This window comes from Streptomyces panaciradicis (assembly GCF_023516615.1).
Classification (GTDB): Bacteria; Actinomycetota; Actinomycetes; order Streptomycetales; family Streptomycetaceae; genus Streptomyces; species Streptomyces panaciradicis.
The window spans coordinates 20,265-46,517 of the sequence record NZ_JAMGBF010000015.1 but is presented as its reverse complement, the minus strand read 5'-3'; the positions used below and the strand labels follow the sequence as shown (position 1 = coordinate 46,517).

Sequence of the window (26,253 nt, the reverse complement as noted above, 5' to 3'; positions counted from 1 at the left end):
CCCGCCGCCTCCGCGCTAGTGATCGGCAGCATCATCGGCACGGGCGTCTTCGCCCTCCCGTCCGCCCTGGCGCCGTACGGGCCGATCTCCCTCGTCGCGTTCGCCGTCGTGACCCTGGGCGCCCTCGCCCTGGCGCTGACCTTCGGCTCGCTCGCCGGGCGTGTCCCGGCCGGCGGCGGGCCCTACGTCTACGCCCGCGAGGCCTTCGGCGAGTTCACCGGATTCCTCAACGCCTGGTCGTACTGGATCACCGCGTGGGCGGGGAACGCCGCGATCGTCGTCGCCTGGGTCGGCTACGTCGAGGTGTTCGTCAACACCGGGCACCGCACCGGCGTCTCGATCCTGATCGCACTGGTCGGGCTGTGGATCCCGGCCGCCGTGAACCTGACCGGCGCCCGGAACACGGGCGCCTTCCAGGTGATCACCACCGTGCTGAAGTTCGTCCCGCTGGTCTTCATGGCCACCGTCGGCCTGCTGTTCGTCGAGTCAGCCGACTTCGGCCCCTTCAACGCCTCCGGCCGGTCCGCGACCGGCGCGATCTCCGCGGCCGGCGCCATCGCCCTGTTCAGCTACCTCGGCCTGGAGGCCGCCTCCGTCGTCGCCGGGCGCGTGCGCGAACCCCGGCGCAACGTGCCGCGCGCCACCGTCTACGGCACCCTCGTCTGCGCCGTCATCTACATCCTCGGCACCCTCGCCGTCTTCGGCACCGTCCCGCACGGCAGGCTCGGCGACTCCACCGCGCCCTTCACGGACGCCGCGAACAACATCTTCGGCGGCACCTGGGCCGGTGACGTCGTCGCCGCGGCCGCGATCGTCTCCGGCATCGGCGCCCTCAACGGCTGGACCATGCTGTGCGCCGAGATGCCGTACGTCGCGGCCCGCGACGGTCTCTTCCCCGCCGCGTTCGCCCGGCTGCGCGGCGCCGAGGGCGTCCCGGTCTTCGGCATCGTCGCCTCCACCGTGCTCGCCTCGCTGATCACCGTCTTCAGCTACACCCGCTTCGAGGACGTCTTCACCAAGATCGTCCTGCTGAGCGTGCTGACCGCCGTCATCCCCTACCTGTTCTCCGCGGCCGCCCAGCTGTACTGGCTGCTCGTGCGCGGCCGCGAGGGACTGGGCCGCGGGCGGCTTATCCGGGACGCCACCGTCGCCGCGCTCGCCATGGCCTTCTCGTACTGGTCGATCCAGGGCAGCGGCTACCAGACCGTCTACTACGGCCTGTTCGTGCTGCTCCTCGGACTGCCGGTGTACCTCTGGCTCAAGCGCGACCGCGGCGAGTACGGCGAGCGCCCGTCCCGGCCCGCCACCGAGACGCATGCGCCGCAGACCCCACCGCCGACGCCTGCCCCGCGCATCCCGCGGCAGCGCGGACGGCTCGGGAACGCCCTGCGCCACCACGACTGAGACCCGGGAGATGCGCCATGACCACGTTCCACGTCGACTCCGAGGTCGGCCGGCTGCGCCAGGTGATCCTGCACCGCCCCGGACTCGAACTCTCCCGGCTCACCCCCCGCAACGTCGACGCCCTGCTCTTCGACGACATCCTGTGGGCCGAGCGGGCCCGCGAGGAGCACGACGCCTTCGCGCAGGTGCTGCGCGATCACGGCGCCCGCGTCCACTACTTCTCCGACCTGCTGGCCCAGACCCTCGACGTGCCCGAGGCCCGCGACTGGCTGCTGGACCGGGTCGTCACCCGCGCCACCGTGGGACCGGCCCTCCTCGAGCCCGTACGCGGCTTCCTCGACGGCCTCGACGGCGAGACCCTCGCCGGGCACCTGATCGGCGGGCTGCTGCGCGCCGACCTGCGGTTGGCCGCACCGCACAGCCTGGTCTGGGACGCCCTGGACATCGAGGACTTCGTCCTCGCCCCGCTGCCCAACCACCTCTTCCCGCGCGACAACTCCTGCTGGATCTACGACCGTCTGTCGGTCAACCCGATGGCCAAGCCCGCCCGCAGGCGCGAGACCCTGCACGCCGAGGCCGTCTACCGCTTCCACCCCATGTTCCACGGCACCGCGCCCGAACCGATCCTCGTCGGCGACGTCGGCACCCTCGAGGGCGGCGACGTGCACGTCCTCGGCAACGGCGCCGTGATGGTCGGCATGGGGGAGCGGACCACCGCGCAGGCCGTGGAGAACCTGGCGGCCCGGCTGTTCGCCGACCACGCCGCCGACCGCGTCCTCGCCGTCCAACTCCCCGCCACCCGCGCCTACATGCACCTCGACACCGTGCTGACGATGGTCGACCGCGACACCTTCACCGTCTACCCGGGGCTCGCCGACTCGCTGCGTTCCTGGACCCTGCGGCCCGAGCCCGCCCGCGAGATCGGCTTCGACGTCATGCCCGACTCCGACCTCGCCGGCGCCCTCGCCGAGGCGCTCGACCTGGACAAGGTGCGGATGCTGTCCGCGCCCCAGGACATCCGCGGCGCCGAGCGCGAGCAGTGGGACGACGGCAGCAACTTCCTCGCCCTCGCCCCCGGCGTCGTCGTCGGCTACGAGCGCAACGTCACCACCAACACCTACCTGCGCCGACAGGGCATCGAGATCGTCACCGTCGCCGGTGCCGAACTCGGACGCGGCCGCGGCGGACCGCGCTGCATGAGCTGCCCCGTCGAACGCGACGCGGTCCTCTGACCGGCAAGGAGACCTCCATGAACATCGACCTGCGAGGCCGCTCCTACCTGAGCGAACTCGACTTCACCACGGCCGAGGTGCACCATCTGCTCGACCTCGCCGCCGAGTTGAAGGAGGAGCGGCGCGCCGGCTCCGAGCGGCCCCGGCTCACCGGCCGGCACCTCGCGCTGATCTTCGAGAAGACCTCCACCCGCACCCGCTGCGCCTTCGAGGTGGCCGCCGCCGACCAGGGCGCCGCCACCACCTGCCTCGGCCCCGGCGACACCCACCTCGGCAACAAGGAGTCCGTCGCCGACACCGCCCGCGTGCTGGGCCGGATGTTCGACGGCATCGAGTACCGCGGCTCCGCCCAGTCGACCGTCACCGAACTCGCCGCCCACTCCGGCGTCCCCGTCTACAACGGGCTGACCGACACCGCGCACCCCACCCAGAGCCTGTGCGACATGCTCACCATGCGCGAGCACAGCCCGAAGCCGCTCACCGACATCAGCTACTGCTACCTCGGCGACGGCCGCAACAACATGGCCAACTCCCTGCTGTCGATGGGCTCCCTGCTCGGCATGGACGTGCGGATCGCCGCCCCCGCCGCGCTGTGGCCCGACCGCGGGCTGGTCGCCGACTGCCGCTGGTTCGGCGAGCGCACCGGTGCGCGGATCACGGTCACCGAGGACGTCGAGGCCGCCGTGCGCGGGGCCGACTTCCTGCACACCGACGTCTGGGTCTCCATGGGCGAACCCGCCGACACCTGGCGCGAGCGCATCGACCTGCTGCTGCCCTACCAGGTCACCGCCAAGACGCTCGCGGCCACCGGCAACCCGGACGTGCGGTTCATTCACTGCCTGCCCGCCCTGCACGACCACAGCACCCGCCTGGGCCGCCAACTCCTGGACACCTACGGCCTCGACGGCCTGGAGGTCACCGACGAGGTCTTCTCCTCGCCCGCCTCGATCGTCTTCGACCAGGCCGAGAACCGGCTCCACACCGTCAAGGCCGCGCTCGTCGCCACCCTGGAGGACTGAACCATGCGTATCGTCGTCGCCCTCGGCGGGAACGCCCTGCTGCACCGGGGCGAGCGCCCCGACGCGCGGGTGCAGACCGAGAACATCGTCCGGGTGGCCACCGCCCTGGCCGCGCTCGCCCAGGAGAACGAGCTGGTCATCACCCACGGCAACGGCCCGCAGATCGGGCTGCTGGCGCTGGAGAGCGCCACGGACCCCGCGCTGACCGCCCCCTACCCGCTCGACGTGCTGGGCGCCCAGACCCAGGGCATGATCGGGTCCCTGCTGGTGCGGGCCCTGCACGACGCGCTGCCCGGCCGCAAGATCGCCGCACTGGTCACCCACACCCTCGTACGCACCGACGACCCGGCCTTCGACCGGCCGACGAAGTTCGTCGGCCAGGTGTACTCGCGTTCGCGGGCCCAGGCGCTGGCCCGCGAGCGCGGCTGGAGCGTGGCCCGCGACACCAGGGGCTGGCGCCGGGTCGTGCCCTCGCCGTCGCCCGTGTCCTTCGTGGAGACCGAGACGATCCACGACCTGCTCGCCGCCGACACCCTCGTCGTCTGCGCCGGCGGCGGGGGCGTCCCCGTCGTCGCCGACCCGGACTGTGGCGGGCTCACCGGGGTGGAGGCCGTCGTCGACAAGGACCTCGCCGCCGCCCTGCTCGCCCAGGACCTCAAGGCGGACTTCCTGCTGATCCTCACCGACGTCCCGTGTGTGTACGCCGGTTTCGGCACCCCCGACCAGCGGCCCGTGCTCGACGCCACCCCCATCGAGCTGCGCCGCGGCGGCTTCCCCGCAGGGTCCATGGGCCCCAAGGCCGAGGCAGCCGCCCGCTTCGTCGCCCGCACCGGCGCCCTGGCCGCCATCGGCGCCCTGGACGCGGCGTACGAGATCGTCCACGGCCGCTCCGGCACCCTGGTCCGCCCGGACCTCACGGTCAGCTGACCGACGCGCCGGAACCGGCATCGGCGGGTCGGCCGTATGCCGGAGGGCCGACGCGTGGAGGGGCCGGGGCGGTGGCTCACCGGTCGGTTCACCCCGTACCGCCGGCGGGCCCGCCGTGCGCGCGGGCACGGGCCCGCCGACAGCCGTGCGGGCCGTAGGGCTCGCGGCGCGTGAGGAGGGCGGGGACGGCGGGTGGGCGGGTGGTTCGGGCTGTGCTGGCTGCGGGCTACGCGTGCGTGCCGGAGTGCCGGCGTGGATGAGCCGCGGCGGTGGGCCACCGGTCGGTTGGGCCCCTGCGGTCGGCGGCACATGCGTGCGTGCGCGGGCATGGGGGTGCGGGTCGGAGGGCCCGCGGCCCGCGAACAGGGGGTGCTGGTCGGCTTCGGGCGGCGCCGGTGGCGGGTAGCGGCGTGCCGGCGAGCCGTGCGGGCCGGAGAGCGGGCAGCGCGGGAAGAGGGCGGGCCAGGCGCGTGGGGCGGAGGGCCGGGGTGTGAGGAAGCCCGTGCACCGGTGGGGTGCACGGGCTCCGCGGCCGCCGACCGAGTCCCGCCCTGTCGAGCTCGGCGGTGCCGCGCGGAAATGGTCCTCGGATGGTGCGTCAGCCGGTCTTGTGCCCCCAGCGTGGTCCGACCATGGCCCATTCGGTGTCCCAGCTGTTCAGGCGACGCCGGTCCAGGCGCCAGCGCACCACGGCCCCGGCGGCGAACACGACGCCGGCGGTCGCCAGCGAGGCCGCCGTGCCCAGCAGGCCGGCTTCGAACCCGGCCTCCACGCGACCGGGCGGCTGGGAGGTGAGCCGGCCCTCGCCGTCCAGCCAGACCTGGACCCGTGCACCGGCCTTCTGCCCGGCGTTCACCAGGGCCCGGCCGGTGTGGGCCGTGCCGTCGGCGGTGGTCCAGCTGACGTCCGCCGATATCCGTTCGGCCGTGTCCCCGCTGGACGAGGCACTGGGCAGATCGGTGAGGAGGACGGCCCGGACGGGGTGCCGTTCGGCGCGCTGCCGGGCGAGGACGTCGTCGGCCGCGTGGGCGGTGACCAGTCCGGCGATCGCGCCGCCGATGACTATGGCCAGCCACATCGCCAGGACGATCCAGGCCTCGACGATGTCGTCGTGCCGGCGCAGTGGGTTGTTCCGCCACCGCCACAGCCGCTTCTTCACGGGCTTGCCGCTCATCGGTCCGCACCTCCTCCTCGTGGTCACGGACAAGACGGTGGCACCGGCAGGGGCGCGCCGGGATGGGCCGACCAGGCGCTTTCGGGGGACCAACCGGGACCTGCCGCCCGGCCCCCTTGGGCCGTTCAGCCCTGCCGGGGCCCGCATCGCGCACCCGCCCGGTGGCCCGCGATCAGCCGGCCGCGCCGGCCAGGTCCCCGACGTCCGCCCCGGGCACGAGGGCCTCGCAGAGCCGGCTGTCGAGTGCGAAGACGCCCGCCAGGCCCACCGGGGCCAGCAGCCGCCGGAAACCGGGGCTGTCCGTCACCAGCCGCAGCCGGCCCTCGCGCGCCAGGACCCGGTTGCGTACCCGGCACAGCATTCCCAGCCCGGAGCAGTCGATGAAGGTCACGTCGCGCAGGTCCAGGACCAGGTCGGGACACGGACCCGCGGTCAGCTCGTCGAGCCGGGCCGAAAGCGACGGCACCGTGCACAGGTCGATCTCCCCCCGCAGCACCACGACGGTCCGGCCGGCGACGACACGAACCGTCGGCGGTGGGGGATTGGAGTGCATTTCGGCCATGGGGCAAGCCAATCGGGCACAGCCGGGCGGCGGGTAGGGCCGTTCGGTCCAGGGGGTGCCTGACGGGGTGGGCCGTCCGGGCACGGCCGGGGCGAGGGACCCGTCCGGCGCGGGCCTGGGGCCGACCGGCCCAAGCGTCCGCCCGCGGCGTCCGGACAAGCTGGACCTGCGGGGCAATACCGGCGCCGCACCGGCTCGCGGCCCTCCCGGAGCACGGGAGCGACAGGCCGAGGAGGGAAGGAACGCCATGAAGGGCTTCGTCTACCACGGACCCGGCAAGTCCTCCTGGCAGGACGTCCCGGATCCGGGTCTCCAGGAACCCACCGACGCCGTCGTGCGCGTCGACGCCGTCACCATCTGCGGCACCGACCTGCACATCCTCAAGGGCGACGTCCCCGAGGTCCCTCCCGGCACCGTCCTGGGCCACGAGGCGGTCGGCGAGATCGTGGAGACCGGCACCGACGTGCGCACCGTGCGCCCCGGCGACCGGGTACTGGTGTCCTGCATCACCGCCTGCGGCCGTTGCGCCTACTGCCGGCACGGCATGTACGGCCAGTGCCGGGGCGGCGGAGGCTGGGCCCTCGGCCACCTCATCGACGGCACCCAGGCCGAGTACGTCCGCGTGCCGTACGCCGACCTGTCCGTGCACGCCCTGCCCAGCACCCTGAGCGCCAAGGAGGCGGTCCTCCTCGCGGACATCTTCCCGACCGCCTACGAGGTCGGCGTCCTCAACGGCCGTATCCGGCCCGGTGACACCGTCGCCGTCGTCGGCGCCGGACCCGTCGGACTGGCCGCGATCGCCACCGCCCGGCTCTTCAGCCCCGAACGCATCGTCGCCGTGGACCTGGCCGCCGCCCGCCTGGAAGCCGCCAAGCGGCTGGGCGCCGACGCTGTGGCCGACGCGAGCGAGGACCCCGAGCAGCTCGTCGCCGACCTCACCGACGGACTCGGCGCCGACGTCGTCATCGAGGCGGTCGGCATCCCGGCGACGTTCGAGATGTGCACCCGCATGGTGCGCCCCGGCGGGCACGTGGCCAACGTCGGCGTGCACGGCGCCCCCGCGACCCTGCACCTCGAGGATCTGTGGATCAAGAACGTGACCATCACCACCGGCCTGGTCGACACCAGCTCCACGCCGACCCTGCTGCGCATGGCGGCCGCCGGCCGGCTGCCCGCGGGCGCCCTGGTCACGCACACGTTCCCGCTGAACGCCATGGAGGAGGCGTACGACGTCTTCGCCCGCGCCGCCGACACCGGCGCCCTGAAGGTGGTGCTCGGCGAGGACCAGCACGAGGCCGTCGCCGTCCGCACGACGTGACGGACCCGGACCGGAGGGAGTGAGGGGCCATGACCGTACCGACACCGTCGCACGCGCACGCGCACGAGACCGTCGCGCCGGGCGATCTCGGACGCCGACTCGCCCGGCGACGCGAGGACCTCGGCCTCACCCGTGAGGAGACGGCCGCCCGCGCGGGCATGGCCCTCGGCTACCTGCAGTACCTGGAGGAGCAGCCGACCGCCGCTCCCGGCACCAGCACGCTGCTCAGGCTCGCCGGGGCGCTGCGCACCACCCTGACCGAACTGACCGGCGGAGAGGTGGAGGTGCCGCCCGGTCCCGCGCGGGCGGCCCGCCACGCCGAGCTGATCGAACTCACCCCGCAGCAGTGCCGCGCCCTGCTGGCGACCCACGGCGTCGGGCGCATCGCGGTGCCCACCGCCGAAGGCCCTCTCGTCGTCCCCGTCAACTACAGCGTGGTCGACGGCGCGATCGTCTTCCGCACGGCCCACGGCACCCTGCCGGCCCAGGCCGCGGGCTGCCGTGTGGCGTTCGAGGTGGACCGCATCGACGACGTGTTCAGCCAGGGCTGGAGCGTGCTGGTGCGCGGCCTGGCGCGGACCGTGACCGACCCCGAGGCCGTACGCCGGCTGACCGAGCAGGCGCGCGGCGAACCCTGGGCCGGCGGACGGCGCGACACCTGGGTGCGCATCGAACCGCTCGCTCTCAGCGGACGCCGCATCACCGCCTGAGAGGTCCCTTGGCCGACCTGTTCGGGACCGATGGCCCTTAGCCCGCGGTCCCGTCGCGCCAACCATGGAGAGACACATTCCGACCGCCCCGTCCGGGCGGCGGACCACGGGCCGAAAGCGACGGGCTGATGTATCCCAACGACGGATTCCGCGAACTCGAACGGCAGGAGTGCCTGCGTCTGCTGGCGAAGGCGCCCGTCGGCCGTATCGTGCACACGCGCCAGGCGCTGCCCGCGGTGCTCCCGGTCAACTTCGCCCTGGACACCGACGGCGCGGTGCTGCTGCGCACCTCGGCCACCTCCGAACTGGTCCGCGCGATCGACGGCGCGGTGGTGGCGTTCGAGGCCGACGAGGTCGACGCCGACGCCCACGCCGGCTGGAGCGTCGTGGTCACCGGTCACGCCGCGATGGTCACCGACCCCGCCGAGCAGGAGCGCCTGCTGCGCACCGGACCCCGTTCCTGGGCGCCCTCCCCGCGGGAGGTCTTCGTGCGCATCGAGCCCGAGCTGGTGACCGGACGCGAACTGATCGCCGGGCGCAGCCTGTACGGACTCGATCTGCGGGCGCCCCGCTGAGCGAACGGGACGGCCCCCTGCCCAAGGACCGCACGGCCCTACGGCAAGGGGCCGTCCGGCATCCCCGCCGGGTTCGCGCGGTCCCTGCCCCCGGCGCCCGCACGGCACGACGATCGAGTCGGTGACCGCAGCGGAATCCCGCGAGCCGCACGGCGGCGCGCGCGCCCCGGTCCCGGCGGCTCCTTCCCGCCGCACGGGAAGAGCACGGCACAGAAGGGAAACGGGACATGACTCACCAGCACGTCGTCGTCGGAGTCGACGGCACACTGGTCGCCGTACGCGCCCTGGACCGGGCCGCGGACGAGGCCGCACGGCGCGACGCCGAACTGCGCGTCGTCTACGCCGTGCCCGACCGGGACGAGGCCGCGCCGATCCTGGCGTCCGCCGTGGCCCGTGTCCACGCCCGGCACCCCGCCCTGCGGGTGGTGACCGAGGCCGTCGAGGGCAACGCCGTGCGGGCACTGACCGACGCGAGCGAGGGCGCCGCCCTCACCGTCGTCGGGACCCGCGGGTTCGGCGGGGTCACCGGCACGCTGTTCGGCTCGGTGAGCCTGCGGCTGGCCGCACAGGTGCACGGTCCGCTGATGGTGGTCCGCGAGGACCATCCCGTCGACCGCGCCGCCGATCCGCTCGACGCGGGCCGGTACGTCCTGCTCGGCCTGCAGGACGACGGCGACGCGGACGTGGCCGCCTACGCCTTCGAGGAGGCCGAGCGGCGCGGCGTGTGGCTGCACGTGCTGCACTCCTGGAGCCAGCGGCACGTCGCCCCCGAGATGCCCTCGCTGATCCCCGCGACCAGCCCCGGCCAGCAGCGCCTGGCGCAGCACGACCGGGCGGAGGAGGCGGTGCCGCGCTTCAGCCTGGCCCGGCTGCAGGAACGGCACCCCAGGGTCGGCGTCGAGGCCCGCACGGTGCGCGGCGGGCCGGCCCACGCGCTGCTGGACGCCACCGCGGACGCGTCCGTCGTGGTGATCGGCGCGCACCGGCGCACGGGGCGGGTCGGTCCGCACCTGGGCACCGTCGCGCACACCCTGCTGCACCACGCCCACTGCCCCGTCGTGCTGGTGCCGGCGCAGGAGTGACGCGCCCGCCGCCGGGATCCAAGTGGTCCCGGCGACGGGGACGTTCGGACCGGCGAGCGGGCCCTGCAGCCCATGCGACGACCGTCGCGAGAGCGGGATATTCGAGAACGTGACGAGGGCTTGGAAAGCCCTCGTGAGACTCCTTCGAGGGGATGAAGATCATGGCAGTGCACGATCACCCGCAGCGTCACCAGGGATTCCACTTCCCGTCTCTGCGCCGGACCGGAACGGCCCCCCGCACCACGGACACCACGGCGGCGGCGGCCGTGACCGGCGCGCACGTCCTCGCCGGACTGCGCCTGCTGACCGGGTTCGTCTTCCTGTGGGCCTTCCTCGACAAGACGTTCGGCTTCGGCTACGCGACCCCGTCCGGCAAGGGCTGGATCGACGGCGGCTCGCCCACCAAGGGCTTCCTGAGCTCGGTGGCGGCCGGACCGATGGAGTCGACGTTCCACGACTGGGCCGGCGCCGGCTGGGCCGACTGGCTGTTCATGCTCGGCCTGCTGGGCATCGGCCTCGCGCTGATGTCGGGCGTGGCACTGCGCCTCGCGGCCGTCGCGGGCACGCTGATGATGGCTCTGATGTGGATGGCCGAATGGCCGCCGGCCAAGCACCTCTCGAACGGGGCGCCGAGCATGTCGACCAACCCGTTCGTCGACTACCACGTCATCTACGCCGTCGTGATGATCGCCCTGGCGGTCGTCGGCGCCGGCGCCACCTGGGGGCTCGGCAAGCTGTGGGCGCGGCTGCCCTTCGTCAGCCGTAACCGCTGGCTGCTCTGACCGCTCGGTGCACACCGGGCCAGGGGCGCCGCCGCTGAGGGGATCCGAATTCCCGCAGCGGCGGCGCCCCTTCGGCGTGCCGGGGGCGGGACCGATCGGTACCGGACAGGGACCTGTGGACCTTCCCGCCACGGGCCGCCGCCGACGAGAGTGGTCCTGACAAGAAGGAGGCCGCACACCATGTCCCGAACCCTCACCGTCGGCCTGGACGGCTCGCCCGAAAGCCTCGCGGCCGCCGAATGGGCCGCCCGGGAAGCCCTGTTGTGGCCCGCCGCGCTGCGCGCCGTGTACGCCGGGGACCAACAGCCCTCCGCCTACCGGCCGTTCGCGGGCGAGACCGTGCCGGCACCCGGCGAGGACCGGGCCGAGCGCATGCTGCGGGAGGTCCGCGCCACGCTGACGCACCGTCACCCGGGCCTGCACGTCACCACGGACCGACTCGAAGGGCGCCCCGCGGCGGCCCTGCTGGAAGCGGCCGGCGACGCCGAGCTGCTCGTGCTCGGCTCCCGCGGACTGGGCCGGGCCGCCGGCCATCTGCTCGGCTCCGTCGCCTCGGCCGTACTGGCCCGGGCGGAACGGCCCGTCGTGCTCGTACGCGCCGACGACGGCACGGGGGAGCAGCCGGCGCGGGACCAGGCGGGCGCCGTGGAGGGCGCCGTGGTGCTCGGCCTGGAACTGCACGACCAGGCCGACGACGCCCTCCTCGGCTTCGCCTTCGAGGCCGCCTCCCGCCGTGGGGCCGCCCTGCGGATCGTCCACGGCTGGCGGCTCCCGGCCTACCCCGACGTGCTGTCCGCCGGCACGGACGAACGAGAGGTCCTGGACGCCCTGCTGCGGCCGTGGCGGGAGAAGTACCCCACGGTCGAGGTCACCGGCGAGGCGGTCGTCGGAGGGGCGGGGCCGCATCTGGTGGACGCCTCGCGGAACGCAGCCCTGGTCGTCGTCGGCCACCGCGGCAGCCACGCCACGGCGGTCGGCTCCGTCGGTCCCGTGACGCAGGAGGTGGTCCGCCACGCGGTCGCCCCGGTCGCCGTCGTACCGCACGGCTGACCGCGGGCGGCGCCCCCGCCGCGCCGGCTCAGGCGTCGGCGGGGGCCAGCCGGATCCCCGTCACCAGGTCGGGGCGGATGCGCACCGCGTAGTCCATCGCACGGCCGACCCAGGGACGCAGCAGCTCCTGGTAGCGGGCCAGCTGCTGCGGGTCGGTGACCAGATGGGCGTAGCCCGTCACCACCACGCTCCAGCCCAGGTGGGTGTCCGGATCGATGACGTCGGCCTCGTAGGCGACCACCACGCCCTGCCCGTCGGCCTGCCGGGTACGGGAGGTCAGGGCCGCGCGCTCGTGCGTGCGGATGACGATGTCGCCGTCGTCGAGGACGTGGTTGACGGGGCGGACCGTCGGCAGCGCGTGCTGCGTGAAGACGATCCGGCCGTACGAGACACTGCCCAGCAGCCGCAGTGCCTCCGCGCTGTCGAGCGCGATGCTCTGGCGGGGTTCCGTGGGAACCGGCTGGGCTTGGTCCAGGGCCATGGGCGGTTTCCGTAGGTTCTCGTGGTTCGCTCGGAGAGTCGTCCCCCGCCGCGTGAGGCGGCGGTGTCCGATCGCGCCATGGAAACCGGTCCGGGCCACCGGTCGCTAGGGCCGTTCGGGCCCTGTCCCGGCCCCGGTGGACCCTTCACACCGGTGCGGGACACCCGCCCTGGTCAGCCCGCACGCGTCCCCGCGTCCTCGTCCCCGTAGGTGAGGCCGTTGACGACGCCGACGACGCCCTCGATCTTCCACGCCGAGCGGACGGCCGACGCCAGGTCGCTGCTCCGGGGCACCCGGCCGGTCAACGTGACCATGCCGTCCCCGACGGTGACGTCGACGGCCTCCGGCGGCAGGCCCAGCACGCCGACCACGATCCCCTCCACGACCTCGCGGCGGATCGTCGCGTCGGTGCGCGCGAAGACCCGCAGCAGATCGCGCCGGGTGGCGATGCCGATCAGCCGGTCCTCCTCGTCGACCACGGGCAGCCGCTCGATGCCGTGCCGCTCCATCACCCGCGCGGCGTCCGAGACGGCCTGCTCGGGGTGGACGGTGACCGCGGGAGTGGACATCAGGTCCCCGGCGGTCAGGGTGCCGGTCCCCGCGCGCGTCAGATCGGTGCCCGACACCACGCCGAGGACCTTGTCGTCGTGGTCGACGACCGGCAGCCCGCTGATGCGGTGCCGGTCCAGCAGCCCCACCAGCTCCTGGATGGGCGTCGTGCGGTGGGCGAGCACGACCTCACTGGTCATCACCTCGCCGATGATGTGCTGTTCCACAGCGCCTTCTCCCCGGTTCGGGCGGGTGGCGGGCAGGGAGAGCCCTGCCCGCCGAGGACGTTCTAGCCTTCTCGCTCCTGACCCGGGCCGCCTCGCCACGGCGGCGGGGTGGCCGTGCGCCGGGTGCTGTCCCAGCGGTCGGCGAGCCGGTCCAGCCGGGTGCGCAGGCGGTTCTGCAACCGGTCGGCGAGTTCATGGGCGCTCGCCTCGCTGGCGTGGACGACGAGCAGCTCGCCGCCCACACGGATCTCCGCGCCCGCGGACCAGGGCTGTTCGACATGGTGGGCGGCCGCCTTGGCGACCCGCACCTCTCCGTCGACTGCGGGCAGGCCCGGCCGGTCCAGCGCCGCGGCCACCTTGGTCCGGACGTAGGCCACGGCCGCCTCGTCCACGTCGCCCTCGGCCCGTACGCGTACGGCGAAGGCAGTGGCGGCCTCGGTGCCGGTGTCCCTGGGAGTCATGTGCTCCACCCCTTTGATCGTCTGTGAGCAGTTCCAGACTCCCTCCGGCGCCCGCCGCGCCCCAGGGGCCGCCCGGCCCACGAACGGGGCCGTGGGTCCTCGACGCGGCCCAGGTGCACGCGGGGTGGCCGCGGGGTACCCGAGCGGCACGCGGAAGGGGCGGGAATCAGGGCCGACCGGCCCTGGCCACCGGACTCCTGGGCGAGAAGGATCTAGGGATGGAACCGCTTTCGCCCACGCGCGCGGAATGCGGTGCGGCGGAACACGACAGACACGGCGAGGAGCATCTGATGGCGGACAGCCGGCGGCCAGGACCCGAAGAGCCGATCCGGGTCTTCCTGCTGGACGACCACGAGGTGGTACGACGCGGGGTGCACGACCTGCTCAACGACGAGCCGGACATCTCCGTGGTCGGCGAGGCGGCCACCGCCGAACAGGCCCTGGTCCGCGTCCCCGCGCTCCGACCCGACGTGGCGGTCCTCGACGTGCGCCTGCCCGACGGCGACGGCGTCAGCGTCTGCCGCGAACTGCGTTCGCGCATGCCCGAGTTGAGCTGCCTGATGCTGACCTCGTTCGACGACGAGGAGGCCCTCCTGGACTCCATCATGGCGGGCGCTTCCGGATACGTGCTCAAGCAGATCCAGGGCTCCGACCTGGTGTCGGCCGTACGCACCGTCGCCTCGGGGCAGTCCCTGCTCGACCCCAGCGCCACCACGCGGCTCATGGCGCGGCTGCGCCACGACCAGCGCCAGGAGGAGGAACCGGACGCGCTGCCCGGGCTGACCGACCGCGAGCGGGAGATCCTCGCGCTGATCGGGGAGGGACTGACCAACCGGCAGATCGGCCAGCGGCTCTTCCTGGCCGAGAAGACGGTGAAGAACCACATCTCCCGGCTGTTGGCCAAGCTGGGCGTGGAGCGGCGCATCCAGGCGGCCGTCATCGCCACGCAGGCCCAGGACCGGCTGCGGCAGCAGGGCCACTGACCCGGCCGAGCGGGGTCCGGTCGGCCCCAGGGCGCCCCCGGACGGCCCATGCCGGACCCGGTCCGCCTCCCGCAGGCTGGCAGTGCAGCCCGGACACCACCGGGCACCCGAGGAGGGACGGACATGAACGTGCGTGTGGGCATCAACGGCTTCGGCCGCATCGGCCGCAACTACCTGCGCTGCGTGCTGGAGCGCGCCGCGGCCGGCAGCGGCACGGGGATCGAGGTCGTCGGGATCAACGACATCACCTCGCCGGCCACGCTGGCCCACCTGCTGGCCTTCGACTCGACGTACGGCCGGATCGGCCGCACCGTCGAGCACGACGACACCTCGATCACGGTCGACGGGCACCGCATCGCGGTCACCGCCGAGCGCGACCCTGCGGCGCTGGCCTGGGGCGAGATGGGCGTGGACGTCGTCATCGAGTCCACCGGCCGCTTCCGCACCCGCGAGACGGCCGGGGCGCACCTGACGGCCGGAGCGCGCAAGGTGCTGCTGTCGGTACCGGGCAAGGACGTCGACGCGACCGTGGTGATGGGCGTCAACGAGGGGACGTACGACCCCGCGAACCACCACGTGATCTCGAACGCCTCCTGCACCACCAACTGCGTGGCCCCCATGGTCAAGGTCCTCGACGAGCACTTCGGCGTCGTCAAGGGCCTGATGACGACCATCCACGGCTACACCAACGACCAGGTCGTCCTGGACGGCCCGCACAAGGACCTGCGCCGCGGCCGCAGCGCCGCCGTCAACATCATCCCCACCTCCACCGGCGCCGCCCGCGCCGTCGGCCTGGTCCTGCCGGAGCTGGCCGGCACCCTGGACGGCATCGCCGTCCGCGTGCCCGTCGAGGACGGCTCGCTGACCGACCTGAGCATCGTCCTGGACCGGGCGGTGAGCGCGGAGGAGATCAACGCCGCCTACCGCGAGGCCGCCGACGGACCGCTGAAGGGCGTCCTCCGGGTCTCCGACGCACCGATCGTCTCCCGCGACATCGTGGGCGACCCGGCCTCCTGCGTCCTGGACGCCCCGCTGACCCAGGCGCACGGCGAACTCGTCAAGGTCTTCGGCTGGTACGACAACGAATGGGGCTACACCAACCGGCTGCTGGACCTCACCGAGCACGTGATCGCCGGGCTGCCGCGGAGCTGACCGGTCCGAAGCGTTCCCTCCCACCCGAGATCCCGTATCGTCCCCTCGTCAAGACCGTTACGGTGGCACATGAGGCCGAGGCCGGTCGGCGACGGCAAGGGGATGTGGAGGATCACGGGTGGGACGCTCCGAAGGGCCCGCGGAGGCTCGCGTGCGGCTGCCCCAGCTCAGGCTCGACGAGCTGCTGGAGGAGCTGCAGGCGCGGCTGGACGCGGCTCGCGGCACCCGCGACCGGGTGCACAGCCTGCTGGAGGCGGTGCTCTCGGTCGGCCGGGAGCTGGAGCTGGAGCAGGTGCTGCGCAGCATCGTGGAGGCCGCCGCGGTGCTGGTCGACGCCGAGTACGCCGCACTGGGGGTCATCGGCCCGGACGGCAAGCGGCTGTCGGCCTTCCACACCGTCGGCGTCGGCCCGGAGGAGATCGCCAGAATCGGTCCCTACCCCGAGGGGCACGGCATCCTCGGGGAACTCATCCGGCACCCCGAGCCGTTGCGGCTGGCGAAGCTCTCCGAGCACCCCGCCTCCTACGGCTTCCCCGCCCACCACCCGCCGATGAACTCCTTCCTGGGCGTGCCCATCCGGGTGCGCGAGCAGGTCTTCGGCAACCTGTACCTGACGGAGAAGCGCGGCGGGGCGCAGTTCGACGAGGAGGACGAGTCGGTCCTGTCGACGCTGGCCGTGGCGGCCGGCGTCGCCATCGACAACGCCCGTCTGTACGAGGAGTCCCGGCTGCGCGAGCGGTGGCTGCAGGCCAACGCCGAGATCACGCACAGCCTGATGTCGGGCGGTCCGAGCAGCGAGGTCCTCGGCCTGATCGCCGAGCGGGCCGGCGAGATCACCGACTCGGCCCTGGCGGCGGTCGCGCTGCCGATGGAGGACACCGACTCCCTGGCCGTGGAGTACGCCTTCGGCCTGGACGCCGACGCCCACCGCGGGCTCGTGCTGCCCATGGACCGCAGCCTGATGGGGCTGGCCTTCTCCGGCGCCGCCCCCGTCACCAGCTCCGACGCCGCGCACGACCAGCGCATCTCCTCGGAGCCGCCGCGCTTCGAAGGACTCGGCCCCGCCGTGGCCGTCCCCATCGGCACCGGCGGGGAGGGACCGCGCGGCGTCGTCCTGCTGGCGCGCAAGCAGGGGCGGCCGGTGTACTCGGCCACGGAGATCGAGCCCCTGCAGTCCTTCGCCGCGCAGGCCGCCATCGCGATGGAGCTCGCCGAACGCCGCCGCGACGCGGAGGAGATCGCGGTGCTCAAGGACCGCGACCGGATCGCCCGCGACCTGCACGACCTGGCCATCCAGCGGCTGTTCGCCACCGGTATGACACTGCAGAGCGCCGGCCGCTTCATCGAGCACGAGGAGGCCGCCGAGCGCGTGGTCCGCGCGGTCGACGACCTGGACGAGACCATCAAGATCATCAGGTCGACGATCTTCGGTCTGCGCGCCCGCGACGGCGGGGCGGGCACCGGACTGCGCGCCCGCGTCGTCCGGTCGGTGGGCGAGGCCACCCCGGTCCTCGGCTTCGCGCCCAGCGTGCGGATGGAGGGCCTGGTCGACACGGACGTACCGCAGGAGACCGCCGACCATGTGATCGCCGTGCTCTCCGAGGCGCTGACCAACATCGCCCGCCACTCCGGCGCCCAGCGCGCGGACGTGGCCCTGGAGACCGACGGCCGCGAGGTGCGGCTGACCGTCGCCGACAACGGCAGGGGCATCCCCGACGGCGGCCGCCGCAGCGGGCTGCGCAACATGGCCGAGCGTGCCGAACAGCTCGGCGGCTCCCTGCGGGTGGACTGCCCCGAGGGCGGCGGTACGACGCTGGTGTGGCTGGTGCCGGTGGGGGACCGGTGACCCGGGTCTGAGGCCGGGTACGGCTCAGCAGGGCACGTCGAGGCCGGCCGCGCCCCCGCGGCCGGTGTTCTCGGCGTACGCGCTGCCGCCGTGGGCGGTGGCCACCCCCCGCACGAAGGCCAGCCCCAGTCCCGACCCCTCGCCGGTGCGGCTGGCCTCGGCCCGGGTGAAGCGGTCGAACGCCCGGGGCAGGAACTCCGGCGCGAATCCCTCTCCCTCGTCCGTGACGCACAGCCGCAGCCTGCGCCGGCGGACGCCGGCCGTGACGTTGACCGTCCCGCGGCCGTGGCGCAGGGCGTTGTCGACCAGGTTGCCGATGGCCGGGCGCAGCCAGCGGGTGTCCACCTCGACGTCCGCGTCGGCGACCTCGACGGCGAGGCGGCGCCCGGACCGCTCCGCGGTGCGCCGGTGCGGGCCCACCGCACTGTCGACGAGGTCGGCCAGCCGGACGCGGGTGCGGGTGACGTGCGCGGTGCCGCCGAGTTCCTCCAGATCGAGGAGTGCGTTGGAGAGGTCGATCAGGCGCTGCACCTCGGTGTCCACCGAGCGCAGGGTGTCCGTGAGTTCGGCGGCCGAGCGGGGGCGGTGCAGGGCCACGTCGAGCTCGGCCCGCAACAGGGACAGTGGCGTGCGCAGTTCGTGGCTGGCGTCCGCGACGAACCGGCGCTCGCGTTCCGCGGACGCCTGGAGCCGGTCGAGCATGTGGTTGAGGGTGTGGCCGAGCCGGGTGATCTCGTCGTCGCGGTCGGCCGGCACGTCCAGGCGCAGGTTCTGGGCGCCCTCGGCGAGGGTGGCGGCTCCGCCGCGGTAGCGCTCCACCGGGCGCAGGGCGGCCCGGGCGGTGCGGTAGCCGACGTAGGAGGCGGCGATCAGGGTGAGGGCGGAGGCGAGGGCGAGTTGGGCGAGGAGCTCGCGCAGCGCCTCGTCGCGGTGGCCGCGCCGCACGGCGGCGACCACGATCCGGGGCTCTTTGCCCGCGGTCACCCGCCGGGCCTGCAGGCGCAGCGTGCCGGAGGTGATGGGCAGCAGCGAGCCGACGTCGCGCCGCACGGTGGCACCCCGTGTGACGGCGCCGAGTTCGGCCGGGGTGAGCAGGGGCCGGCGGGGCAGGGCGTCGCTGGAGCGCAGGACGCGGCCGTGCGCGTCGAGGATCTGCCGCAGGCTGCCGCTGGGGCCCGGCGGCAGCGCCTGCCCGGCGCGCACCGCCTGGTCGAGGCTGTGCCGGTACGTCGTCAGGTCGTCGTTGAGCTGCTGGTCCAGGGCGGTCCTGACCCGCCAGTAGACCAGCCCGGCGGCCCCGGTCAGAACCAGGGACATGGTGACGGCGACGGCCAGCACCAGCCGGGCCACGACGGGCAGCCGGCGCAGCCGGGTGCGCAGCCCGCCCGGCAGGCTCACGGCGCGGTCTCCAGGCGGTAGCCGCGCCCGCGCAGCGTCGTGATCGTCATACGGCCGAAGGCCCGGTCGACCTTCGCGCGCACCTTGGAGACGTGCACGTCGATGGCGTTGCTGCGCAGGTCGGTCTCGCCGTCCCACACCTCCTCGAGCAGCCGCAGCCGGGTCACCACCCGGCCGGCGTTCTCCATCAGCACTCTCAGGACGTCGAACTCCCTGCGGGACAGGTCGAGTTCGCTGTCCGCTCGCCAGGCGCGCTGCTGCTCGGTGTCGAGGACGAGGTCACCGACGCGCAGGCGGCCGGAGCAGTCCGGACGGCGCCGGGAGACGGCCCGCAGCCGGGCCAGCAGCTCCTCCATGGCGAACGGCTTGACCAGGTAGTCGTCGGCGCCCGCGTCCAGTCCGGCCACCCGTTCGTCGATCGCGCCGCGCGCGGTCAGCAGGATCACCGGCACCTCGACGCCCTCCTCGCGCAGGCTCCGGCACACCTGGACCCCGTCCGTGCCCGGCAGCATCACGTCCAGCACCACGGCGTCCACTCGCGGGTCGCGGGCTGCGGCCAGCCCGGACGGGCCGTCGTAGCGGCCCTCGGCGGTGTGACCGGACTCGGTGAGGTAGCGGACGACCAGGTCCGTGAGGCGGCGTTCGTCGTCGACGACCAGGCAGTGCATGACGGCCAGGCTAATCGGCCCCGTCCCCGGTCAGGCACGTCGGGAAGCCTTCATGGTCTGTTCATGTGACATCCCTACCTTCCTTCACGTCGCGGTGCCCCGCGGGCCGCGACCGGTCCGCCGTCCGACGTGCCGTGACGGAAGGGACAGTCATGCACACAGCGGTCACGGTGCTCTCCGCCAAGGGCATCACCGGCCACATCGCCCCCGCGGACCTGCTGGCCCGCGGCGGCCTCGACGTCGTCGCCCTGCTGATCCTGGTCGGCCTGCTGCATCGCCGCCGCCCCAGCGCGCCGGCCATGCCGCTGGTCCTGGCCGCGCTGAACGTCGGCCTGTTCGCCGCGATGAGCACCATCAGCGCCGGGAAGTTCCCGGCCGGAGTCGGCTTCGGACTGTTCGGCATCCTCTCCCTGGTGCGGCTGCGCAGCGCGGCGTTCACCCTGCGCGACGTCGCCTACACCTTCGTCAGCCTGGTCGTCGCCCTGTGCGCCGGACTGCCGCATCGGCAGTCCTGGCTCGTCGTCGCCCTGGTCGCCGTGGTCCTGGTCGCCGTCCTGGTGGTCGACGACCCCAGGAGGTACGAGCCGCCGACGACGCAGGTCAGGATCACCCTGGACCGGATCCACCCCGAGTCGGCCCTGGTCGCGCAGGACGTGGCGCTGCGCCTCGGACGGGCCCCGCTGTCCGTCCTCGTCGAGGAGGTCGACTACGTACGCGAGACGACCCGGGTCCTGGCCCACTTCCCCGTCGGACCGCACGACCTCCCGGCCGCCGCGGACGCCGGACCGCGCGAGCAGGTGACGGCGTCATGACCTCCGCGTCCTCCTTCGCGGCCGGGCTGGGGCTGCCCGCCCTGCGCGGCGCGACCCTCGCCGAGGTCGACGCGGCGGCGGCCCTGCAGCACCGCACCGACCGCAAGTACCTGGTGCCGGTCGACCTGGCTCAGACCTTCGTCCGCCTGCTCGCCGACAGCCATCACGTCCTCGACCTGGCGGGGCGCCGCACGACGAGCTACGTCAGCGCCTACTTCGACACCCCCCGGCTGGCCGCCTGGCACGCCCACGTCCAGGGGCGGCGCCGGCGCTGGAAGGTCCGCACCCGCCTGTACGCGGAGGACGGACTGTGCCGGGTGGAGGTCAAGACCAAGGACGGCCGCGGCGCCACGGTCAAGCACGCCCTGCGGATCCCGGCCGGCGAGCACGGCGAACTCCGTGCCCGCGCCGCCGAGTTCGTCGACGAGACCCTGAGCGGTGCCTCGATCCCGGTCGGCGCCGGACAACTGGTTCCGGCCGCGGAGGTGCGCTACGTCCGCGCCGCCCTCGCCGACCTCGTCCACGGCACCCGCGTGACCCTCGACGGCGCCCTCACCTTCCGGTACGGCGACCGCACCGCCGCCCTCGACCCCGGCCGCGTGCTCGTCGAGACCAAGGGCGGTGCCCGGCCCGCCCCGGCCGACCGGCTGCTGCTGCGCCTGGGCGGCCGGCCCGTCTCGCTGAGCAAGTACGTCGTCGGCCGCTCCCTGCTCACTCCCGGCCTGCCCGACAACGACGTACGCCGCCTCGCCCGCACCCACTTCACGGCGGGGACGAGCACCGCACCGCTCCTCGAAAGGACCCCCGCCGCATGAACACCCCGCGTCGCCTCACGTGGCCCTACGCCGTGATCGCGCTGCTCGCGGTCGCCGCGGCCGCCTTCGGCCTGCTGCACCCGGCCGCCGCCTCCACGCCCGTGAAGAAGAAGCCCGGAGCCACGGCGCTGATCAAGCAGAACCCGCCGCCCACCCTCTTCCCCGACGCCCGGATCGCCACGATCGGCAAGCAGGCGGGGGAGCAGCGCAAGAAGGCCGACGCCCTCTTCGCCCGGTGGAAGGCCGCGCACGGCCGCGCCCGCGACGACGCGGCGTTCGCCGCCTGGGCGGCCCGCCAGGTCCCGGCACCGCCGTCGGCCGAGCGGCGCACCGCCGAACTCCACCAGGTGCAGGCACTCGCCCGGACCCGCACCGCGGCCGGGGAGAAGGCGGCGTCCTGGCTGGAGCTCTACGGCAAGAAGGACATCTGGAAGCTGTACCTGCACGACCAGCGCGAGCTGGTCCCCGCCCGGCAGGGCGCGGCCGAGAAGGCGGAACTCAAGTCCGCGCTGAAGCTGGCCAAGACGATCGGCGACCGGCTGGCGGCCCAGGACGCACAGCCGGCCCCCTTCGTCTTGGACCCGACCCTGCGCCCGGACAAGCACGTCAAGCCCGGCGCCAAGGGCCCCTACTCCTATCCCTCCCGCCACGCCGCCCGTTCCGCCGCCGCCGTCACCCTCCTCAGCGCGCTCAGTCCGCACCGCGCCGCCGACTACGAGTGGATGCGCGCCGAGGTCCTCTACTCCCGCCTGTACATGGCCGGCCACGTCACCACCGACCTCCTCGCGGGCACCCTGCTGGGCGACCTGATCGGCGACTACGAACTCGCCGTCGGCGGCCACTGAGCGGCTCGCGGCGCTACCGGTCGTGCGCGTGCGGGACGGTGATCACCGGGCAGCGCGCATGATGCAGCACGCCCTGGCTCACGGAGCCCAGCAGCATGCCGGTGAAGCCACCGTGTCCGCGGGTGCCCACGACCAGGCCGAGGGCGTGTTCCGACGCCGTGGTGAGGGCTTCCACCGGGTGACCGCGCACGACCTCGTGGTGCAGTTCGACCTCCGGATGGGCGGCGGAAGGCCCGGCCACCGCCTCCGACAGCGACCGGCGGCACTCCTGGACGGCCGCGTTCTCGTCCAGGAGGCCGAGGACCGGCGTGTGCCACACGTACAGGGCCCGCAGGGCCGCGCCGCGCAGCGCGGCTTCCTCGAAGGCGAAGTCGACGGCCGCAGCGGAGTGCGGGCCGGCGTCCACCCCGACCACGAAGTACGGCGGCTGCCGGGTGAGGTGCTCCGGCTCGGGGACGACCACCACCGGGCAGGGGGCGTGGGCCACCACCGGCAGGGCGACGGCGGCCGAGGTGAACAGCTCCCGTACGGCGCTCAGGTGCCAGGAACCCAGCACCACCTCCGTGGCCTTCTGCGCCTGCTCCCGCAGCACCCAGGCCGGGTGTCCCTCCGCCAGCAGCCCGGACACCCGGACCCGCGGACACCGGGACTCGACGAAGGACACCGCCTCGCCGAGCGCGCGGTCCCCCGACGCGTGCAGCGCCGCGCTCCACTCCTCCCAGGTCGGCCGCCCGCCCGTCGGCCGGTACCCGGGGGTCGCCGTCCCCTGGGCGAGGACCAGCAGCAGCGGCAGGTCCCGCCGGTCCGCCTCGTCGGCGGCCCAGGCCAGCGCCGTACGGTTGCCCGGGTCCGGGTCCACGCCGACCACGATCGGGTTTCGTTCCTCAAGCTGCGTCATCGTCACCGCCACGTGTGCGAGGAGGCCGATGGCCACGGGCAACCGCCATCGTCGGACCGGCCCGGCAGCGGGCGCCGCGCCGGTCACCGCTCATAGCCAGTAAACAACGGCCGACCGGAGCCCGCAGCGGGCAGCACCGGTCGTTGTGCCGCCGCACCGCGGGGTCGGTGGCGGTCGCGTGGACGGCGCAACTCGGCGGCACACGGCGTGAATGGGGTCCAGCGGCCGCCCCGCATGACCGGGTGGCCCCTGCCCGTGGCCCCGGCACCGGGCCAGGCTGAGAGGCGGAACGCGAAGGGACAGCCCCGTCGCGGCACCCGGTGCCCGGACGGGGCCCGAGCGGCCCTGTCCCGGGGCCCTTCGGCCTCTGCAGGCCGCGCGGCGCGAGCCGGAGGCTGGGGTGACCCGACCGGGAGGAAGCCATGCGGGAGGTGCCATGGACGCTTCCACCGCCGCCTCGCTCTCCGCGTCGCGCACCGCGCACGAGCGGTTCGTCACCTCCCCCGGCACGGCACCGGGAACCCGCCGTCTGGTGGCCGAATCCTGGCGGCGCTGCGCGCGGAGCACGGTACGGCCCGACGGCAGCCGGCTGCCGCCGCTGCTGAGGACCGCGGAGGAACTGCGCGCCTACCGCACCGCCCACCCGCTCGCCGCCGCGCTGCCCATGCTCCGCGAGGTGCTGGGCACCGGGGCCGCCGACGACGGGCACGTGTTCGCCGTCGGCGACGCCGACGGAACCCTGCTGTGGGTCGAGGGGGACACCAAGGCCGTCGGGCGCGCCGAACGCATGCACTTCGCCGAGGGCGCCGCCTGGTCCGAACGGCAGGCCGGCACCAACGCACCGGGAACGGCACTGCAGTTGGGGTGTGCCGTGCAGATCGTGACGGGGGAGCACTACAGCGCCGCCGTGCACGGCTGGTCCTGCGCCGCCGCGCCCGTCCGCGACCCGCGCACCGGCCGCGTCGTGGGGGTCGTCGACCTGTCCGGCGGGCCGACCATCGCCACCCCGCCGGCCCTCGCGGCGGTGCGGGCCGCCGCGCTGGCCGCCGAGGCCGAACTCGCCTGCGTACGAACGCCCCACGGGGACGCGCTGAGCCTGTACGCGCTGGGCCGGGACACTGTCCTGCTGGAGGACGCCGGACGCAGACGCCGGCTCAGCCCCCGGCACAGCGAGATCGTCCTCGCGCTCGCCCTCGCCGGCCACGGCGTGACCGGAGAACGGCTCGCGGTGGACCTGTCCGACCGGGAGGTGCCCGCCTCCACCCTGCGGGCCGAACTGACGCGGCTGCGCGCCGTGCTGGGACCCGAACTGCTCGGCTCACGGCCCTACGCCCTGCTGCGGCCCGTGCGCACCGACTTCGGCGACGTGGCGGAACTCCTCGCCGAGGGCCGGGTCGCCGAGGCCCTCGCCCGTTACCCCGGCCCGCTGCTGCCCCGCTCCGACGCCCCGGTGATCGTGGAGCAACGCCGTTGCCTGGAGCAGCAGTTGCGCGGCGCCGTCCTGGTCAGCGGGGATTCCGGACTGCTGCGCCGCTGGGTCGACGCCGGCTGGGGCGGCGACGACGCACCCGCCTGGTCGGCGCTCGCCCACACCCTGCCGGGCGGCTCCCCGCAGCGTGCGGCGGCGGCCGCCAGGGCCCGCGCCCTCGGCCTGGAGAGCGGGGTGGTCCCGCAGGTCAGGCGGCATGCAGCGGTATTGCAGCGTTCCCGTTCCTAGCGTGTGGAGCATCAGCGGATCGTCGTCATCGAAAGGGGACGGTCATGAAGTACGAGTCTCCGGGCAGGCCCGGCAGCCCGGTCGACGTGGCGCCACGCTACGAGAACTTCATCGGAGGCAAGTGGCAGGCGCCGACCACGGATCAGTACGCGGTCAACCTGTGCCCGGCCACGGCCAAGCCCATCTGTGAGATTCCGCGTTCGGGGGCCGCCGACATCGAACTCGCCCTCGACGCCGCCCACGCCGCCAAGGACAAGTGGGGCGAGGCCTCCACCGCCGAACGCGCCGCGGTGCTGAACAAGGTCGCCGACGCCATCGACGCCCACCGCGAGGAACTCGCGGTCGCCGAGAGCTGGGACAACGGCAAGCCGGTCCGCGAGACGCTGGCCGCCGACATCCCCCTCGCCGCCGACCACTTCCGCTACTTCGCGGCCGCGATCCGCGCCGAGGAGAGCGAGATCACCGAGATCGACAAGAACCTGATCGCCTACCACTTCCACGAGCCGCTGGGCGTGGTCGGCCAGATCATCCCGTTCAACTTCCCGCTGCTGATGGCCGCGTGGAAGCTCGCCCCGGCGCTCGCCGCCGGCAACGCCAGCGTCATCAAGCCGGCCTCGCCCACCCCGTGGTCGATCCTGAAGCTGATGGAGGTCGTCGGCGACCTGCTGCCGGCGGGCGTCCTCAACGTCGTCAACGGCCCCGGAGCCGAGATCGGCAAGGCCCTCGCGACCAGCAGGCGGATCGCCAAGGTCGCCTTCACCGGCGAGACCGTCACCGGCCGCCTGATCATGCAGTACGCGGCGGAGAACATCATCCCCGTCACCCTGGAGCTCGGCGGCAAGTCGCCGAACATCTTCTTCGCCGACGTCGCCGCCCACGACGACGACTTCCTGGACAAGGCCGTCGAGGGACTCGTCCTGTACGCGTTCAATAAGGGCGAGGTCTGCACCTGCCCCTCCCGTGCGCTCGTCCAGGAGGACATCTACGAGGAGTTCATGGGCCGCTGCCTGGAGCGCATCCGCGCCATCAAGCAGGGCGACCCCCTCGACACCGACACCATGATGGGACCCCAGGTCTCCCGGCAGCAGATCGACAAGATCGCGTCGTACGTCGAGATCGGCCTGAAGGAGGGCGCCGAACTGCTGGTCGGCGGCCACCGGCCCGGAATCGGCGGCGAGTTCGCGGACGGCTACTTCTTCGAGCCGACCGTCCTCAAGGGCCACAACAGGATGCGCGTCTTCCAGGAGGAGATCTTCGGACCCGTCCTCGCCGTCACCACCTTCAAGGACGAGGCCGAGGCGCTGGAGATCGCCAACGACACGCTGTACGGCCTCGGCGCCGGCGTGTGGAGCCGCGACACCTCCCGCACCTACCGGATGGGCCGCGCGATCAAGGCCGGCCGCGTCTGGACGAACTGCTACCACCAGTACCCCGCGGGTGCCGCGTTCGGTGGCTACAAGATCTCCGGCATCGGCCGTGAGACCCACAAGATGATGCTCGAGCACTACAGCCAGACCAAGAACCTGCTGGTCAGCTACAGCGACAAGCCGCTCGGGCTGTTCTAGG

Annotated in this window: 26 protein-coding genes; 18 read left to right on the top strand and 8 right to left on the bottom strand. The window is 73.7% G+C overall.

Annotation, left to right across the window (positions count from 1 at the left end; all coding sequences use genetic code 11):
- Positions 1-18: 18 nt before the first annotated feature.
- From M8J74_RS06360 to M8J74_RS06345, 4 genes are read left to right on the top strand one after another with little or no spacing between them, the layout of a single operon-like run.
- Positions 19-1,404, top strand: coding sequence for an APC family permease (locus tag M8J74_RS06360; RefSeq protein WP_249835573.1), 1,386 nt, complete (start codon positions 19-21; stop codon positions 1,402-1,404).
- A gap of 17 nt (positions 1,405-1,421) precedes the next feature.
- Entirely contained in the window at positions 1,422-2,636 is a 1,215-nt protein-coding gene (locus M8J74_RS06355) for an arginine deiminase (protein ID WP_249835467.1), read from the top strand.
- A gap of 17 nt (positions 2,637-2,653) precedes the next feature.
- Positions 2,654-3,655 (top strand): ornithine carbamoyltransferase, encoded by a 1,002-nt coding sequence (gene argF / locus M8J74_RS06350; protein ID WP_249835466.1) that lies wholly within the window; start codon positions 2,654-2,656, stop codon positions 3,653-3,655.
- A 3-nt stretch (positions 3,656-3,658) separates the two neighbouring features.
- On the top strand, positions 3,659-4,582 hold the full coding sequence (locus M8J74_RS06345; protein ID WP_249835465.1) for a carbamate kinase: 924 nt from the start codon (positions 3,659-3,661) through the stop codon (positions 4,580-4,582).
- A 598-nt stretch (positions 4,583-5,180) separates the two neighbouring features.
- Here the strand turns inward: M8J74_RS06345 and M8J74_RS06340 are convergent.
- Both M8J74_RS06340 and M8J74_RS06335 read right to left on the bottom strand, forming a co-directional pair.
- A complete protein-coding gene (locus M8J74_RS06340) occupies positions 5,181-5,756 on the bottom strand; it encodes an Rv1733c family protein (RefSeq protein WP_249835464.1) in 576 nt (191 codons plus the stop codon).
- 172 nt (positions 5,757-5,928) lie between these two features.
- A complete protein-coding gene (locus M8J74_RS06335; protein ID WP_249835463.1) occupies positions 5,929-6,318 on the bottom strand; it encodes an STAS domain-containing protein in 390 nt (129 codons plus the stop codon).
- A gap of 247 nt (positions 6,319-6,565) precedes the next feature.
- On the opposite strand from M8J74_RS06335, the gene M8J74_RS06330 reads away from it, so the two are divergent.
- The 6 genes from M8J74_RS06330 to M8J74_RS06305 all read left to right on the top strand — a co-directional run bounded on the left by M8J74_RS06330 (position 6,566) and on the right by M8J74_RS06305 (position 11,835).
- Positions 6,566-7,636, top strand: coding sequence for a zinc-dependent alcohol dehydrogenase family protein (locus tag M8J74_RS06330; RefSeq protein ID WP_249835462.1), 1,071 nt, complete (start codon positions 6,566-6,568; stop codon positions 7,634-7,636).
- Between the two features lie 29 nt (positions 7,637-7,665).
- Entirely contained in the window at positions 7,666-8,346 is a 681-nt protein-coding gene (locus tag M8J74_RS06325) for a helix-turn-helix domain-containing protein (protein WP_249835461.1), read from the top strand.
- A gap of 128 nt (positions 8,347-8,474) precedes the next feature.
- Positions 8,475-8,921 carry a pyridoxamine 5'-phosphate oxidase family protein gene (locus tag M8J74_RS06320; protein ID WP_058928577.1) on the top strand — a complete coding sequence of 149 codons (447 nt, stop codon included), beginning with the start codon at positions 8,475-8,477 and terminating at the stop codon, positions 8,919-8,921.
- A gap of 227 nt (positions 8,922-9,148) precedes the next feature.
- The gene (locus M8J74_RS06315; RefSeq protein WP_249835460.1) at positions 9,149-10,003 is read left to right on the top strand and encodes a universal stress protein; all 855 of its coding nucleotides are present in this window, start codon (positions 9,149-9,151) and stop codon (positions 10,001-10,003) included.
- Between the two features lie 161 nt (positions 10,004-10,164).
- A complete protein-coding gene (locus M8J74_RS06310) occupies positions 10,165-10,785 on the top strand; it encodes a hypothetical protein (protein ID WP_249835459.1) in 621 nt (206 codons plus the stop codon).
- A 180-nt stretch (positions 10,786-10,965) separates the two neighbouring features.
- Entirely contained in the window at positions 10,966-11,835 is an 870-nt protein-coding gene (locus tag M8J74_RS06305; protein WP_249835458.1) for a universal stress protein, read from the top strand.
- A gap of 28 nt (positions 11,836-11,863) precedes the next feature.
- On the opposite strand, the gene M8J74_RS06300 is transcribed toward M8J74_RS06305, so the two are convergent.
- The 3 genes from M8J74_RS06300 to M8J74_RS06290 all read right to left on the bottom strand — a co-directional run bounded on the left by M8J74_RS06300 (position 11,864) and on the right by M8J74_RS06290 (position 13,553).
- Positions 11,864-12,316, bottom strand: coding sequence for a pyridoxamine 5'-phosphate oxidase family protein (locus tag M8J74_RS06300; protein WP_249835457.1), 453 nt, complete (start codon positions 12,314-12,316; stop codon positions 11,864-11,866).
- 173 nt (positions 12,317-12,489) lie between these two features.
- Positions 12,490-13,092 (bottom strand): CBS domain-containing protein, encoded by a 603-nt coding sequence (locus M8J74_RS06295; protein WP_249835456.1) that lies wholly within the window; start codon positions 13,090-13,092, stop codon positions 12,490-12,492.
- Positions 13,093-13,154: 62 nt separating this feature from the next.
- Positions 13,155-13,553, bottom strand: a complete 399-nt coding sequence (locus M8J74_RS06290) for an HPF/RaiA family ribosome-associated protein (protein ID WP_249835455.1) — start codon at positions 13,551-13,553, stop codon at positions 13,155-13,157.
- 290 nt (positions 13,554-13,843) lie between these two features.
- Between M8J74_RS06290 and M8J74_RS06285 the strand changes: the two genes are divergently transcribed.
- From M8J74_RS06285 to M8J74_RS06275, 3 genes are all read left to right on the top strand, one after another.
- A complete protein-coding gene (locus M8J74_RS06285) occupies positions 13,844-14,536 on the top strand; it encodes a response regulator (protein WP_249835454.1) in 693 nt (230 codons plus the stop codon).
- Positions 14,537-14,659: 123 nt separating this feature from the next.
- A complete protein-coding gene (gene gap, locus M8J74_RS06280) occupies positions 14,660-15,688 on the top strand; it encodes a type I glyceraldehyde-3-phosphate dehydrogenase (RefSeq protein WP_249835453.1) in 1,029 nt (342 codons plus the stop codon).
- Positions 15,689-15,806: 118 nt separating this feature from the next.
- Complete coding sequence (locus M8J74_RS06275; RefSeq protein WP_249835452.1) at positions 15,807-17,534, top strand: GAF domain-containing sensor histidine kinase; 1,728 nt, start codon at positions 15,807-15,809, stop codon at positions 17,532-17,534.
- Positions 17,535-17,558: 24 nt separating this feature from the next.
- Here M8J74_RS06275 and M8J74_RS06270 read toward each other — a convergent pair whose 3' ends face one another.
- Both M8J74_RS06270 and M8J74_RS06265 read right to left on the bottom strand, forming a co-directional pair.
- Complete coding sequence (locus M8J74_RS06270) at positions 17,559-18,932, bottom strand: sensor histidine kinase (protein ID WP_249835451.1); 1,374 nt, start codon at positions 18,930-18,932, stop codon at positions 17,559-17,561.
- Complete coding sequence (locus M8J74_RS06265; protein WP_063824498.1) at positions 18,929-19,600, bottom strand: response regulator transcription factor; 672 nt, start codon at positions 19,598-19,600, stop codon at positions 18,929-18,931. Before M8J74_RS06265 ends, M8J74_RS06270 begins: the two co-directional genes overlap by 4 nt.
- Positions 19,601-19,752: 152 nt before the next feature.
- On the opposite strand from M8J74_RS06265, the gene M8J74_RS06260 reads away from it, so the two are divergent.
- Genes M8J74_RS06260 through M8J74_RS06250 form a run of 3 tightly spaced genes read left to right on the top strand, consistent with a single transcriptional unit; the run spans position 19,753 to position 22,072 of the window.
- Complete coding sequence (locus tag M8J74_RS06260; RefSeq protein WP_249835450.1) at positions 19,753-20,412, top strand: DUF4956 domain-containing protein; 660 nt, start codon at positions 19,753-19,755, stop codon at positions 20,410-20,412.
- Entirely contained in the window at positions 20,409-21,227 is an 819-nt protein-coding gene (locus tag M8J74_RS06255) for a polyphosphate polymerase domain-containing protein (protein WP_249835449.1), read from the top strand. Before M8J74_RS06260 ends, M8J74_RS06255 begins: the two co-directional genes overlap by 4 nt.
- Positions 21,224-22,072: a phosphatase PAP2 family protein gene (locus tag M8J74_RS06250; RefSeq protein ID WP_249835448.1), complete on the top strand. Its 849-nt coding sequence runs from the start codon at positions 21,224-21,226 to the stop codon at positions 22,070-22,072. Before M8J74_RS06255 ends, M8J74_RS06250 begins: the two co-directional genes overlap by 4 nt.
- 13 nt (positions 22,073-22,085) lie before the next feature.
- On the opposite strand, the gene M8J74_RS06245 is transcribed toward M8J74_RS06250, so the two are convergent.
- Complete coding sequence (locus M8J74_RS06245) at positions 22,086-22,970, bottom strand: universal stress protein (protein WP_249835447.1); 885 nt, start codon at positions 22,968-22,970, stop codon at positions 22,086-22,088.
- 436 nt (positions 22,971-23,406) lie between these two features.
- Here M8J74_RS06245 and M8J74_RS06240 point away from each other — a divergent pair, with 436 nt between their 5' ends.
- Together M8J74_RS06240 and M8J74_RS06235 are read left to right on the top strand one after the other, a co-directional pair.
- Complete coding sequence (locus tag M8J74_RS06240; RefSeq protein WP_249835446.1) at positions 23,407-24,687, top strand: GAF domain-containing protein; 1,281 nt, start codon at positions 23,407-23,409, stop codon at positions 24,685-24,687.
- Positions 24,688-24,731: 44 nt separating this feature from the next.
- A complete protein-coding gene (locus M8J74_RS06235; RefSeq protein ID WP_249835445.1) occupies positions 24,732-26,252 on the top strand; it encodes an aldehyde dehydrogenase family protein in 1,521 nt (506 codons plus the stop codon).
- The last annotated feature ends 1 nt before the right edge of the window (position 26,253 follow it).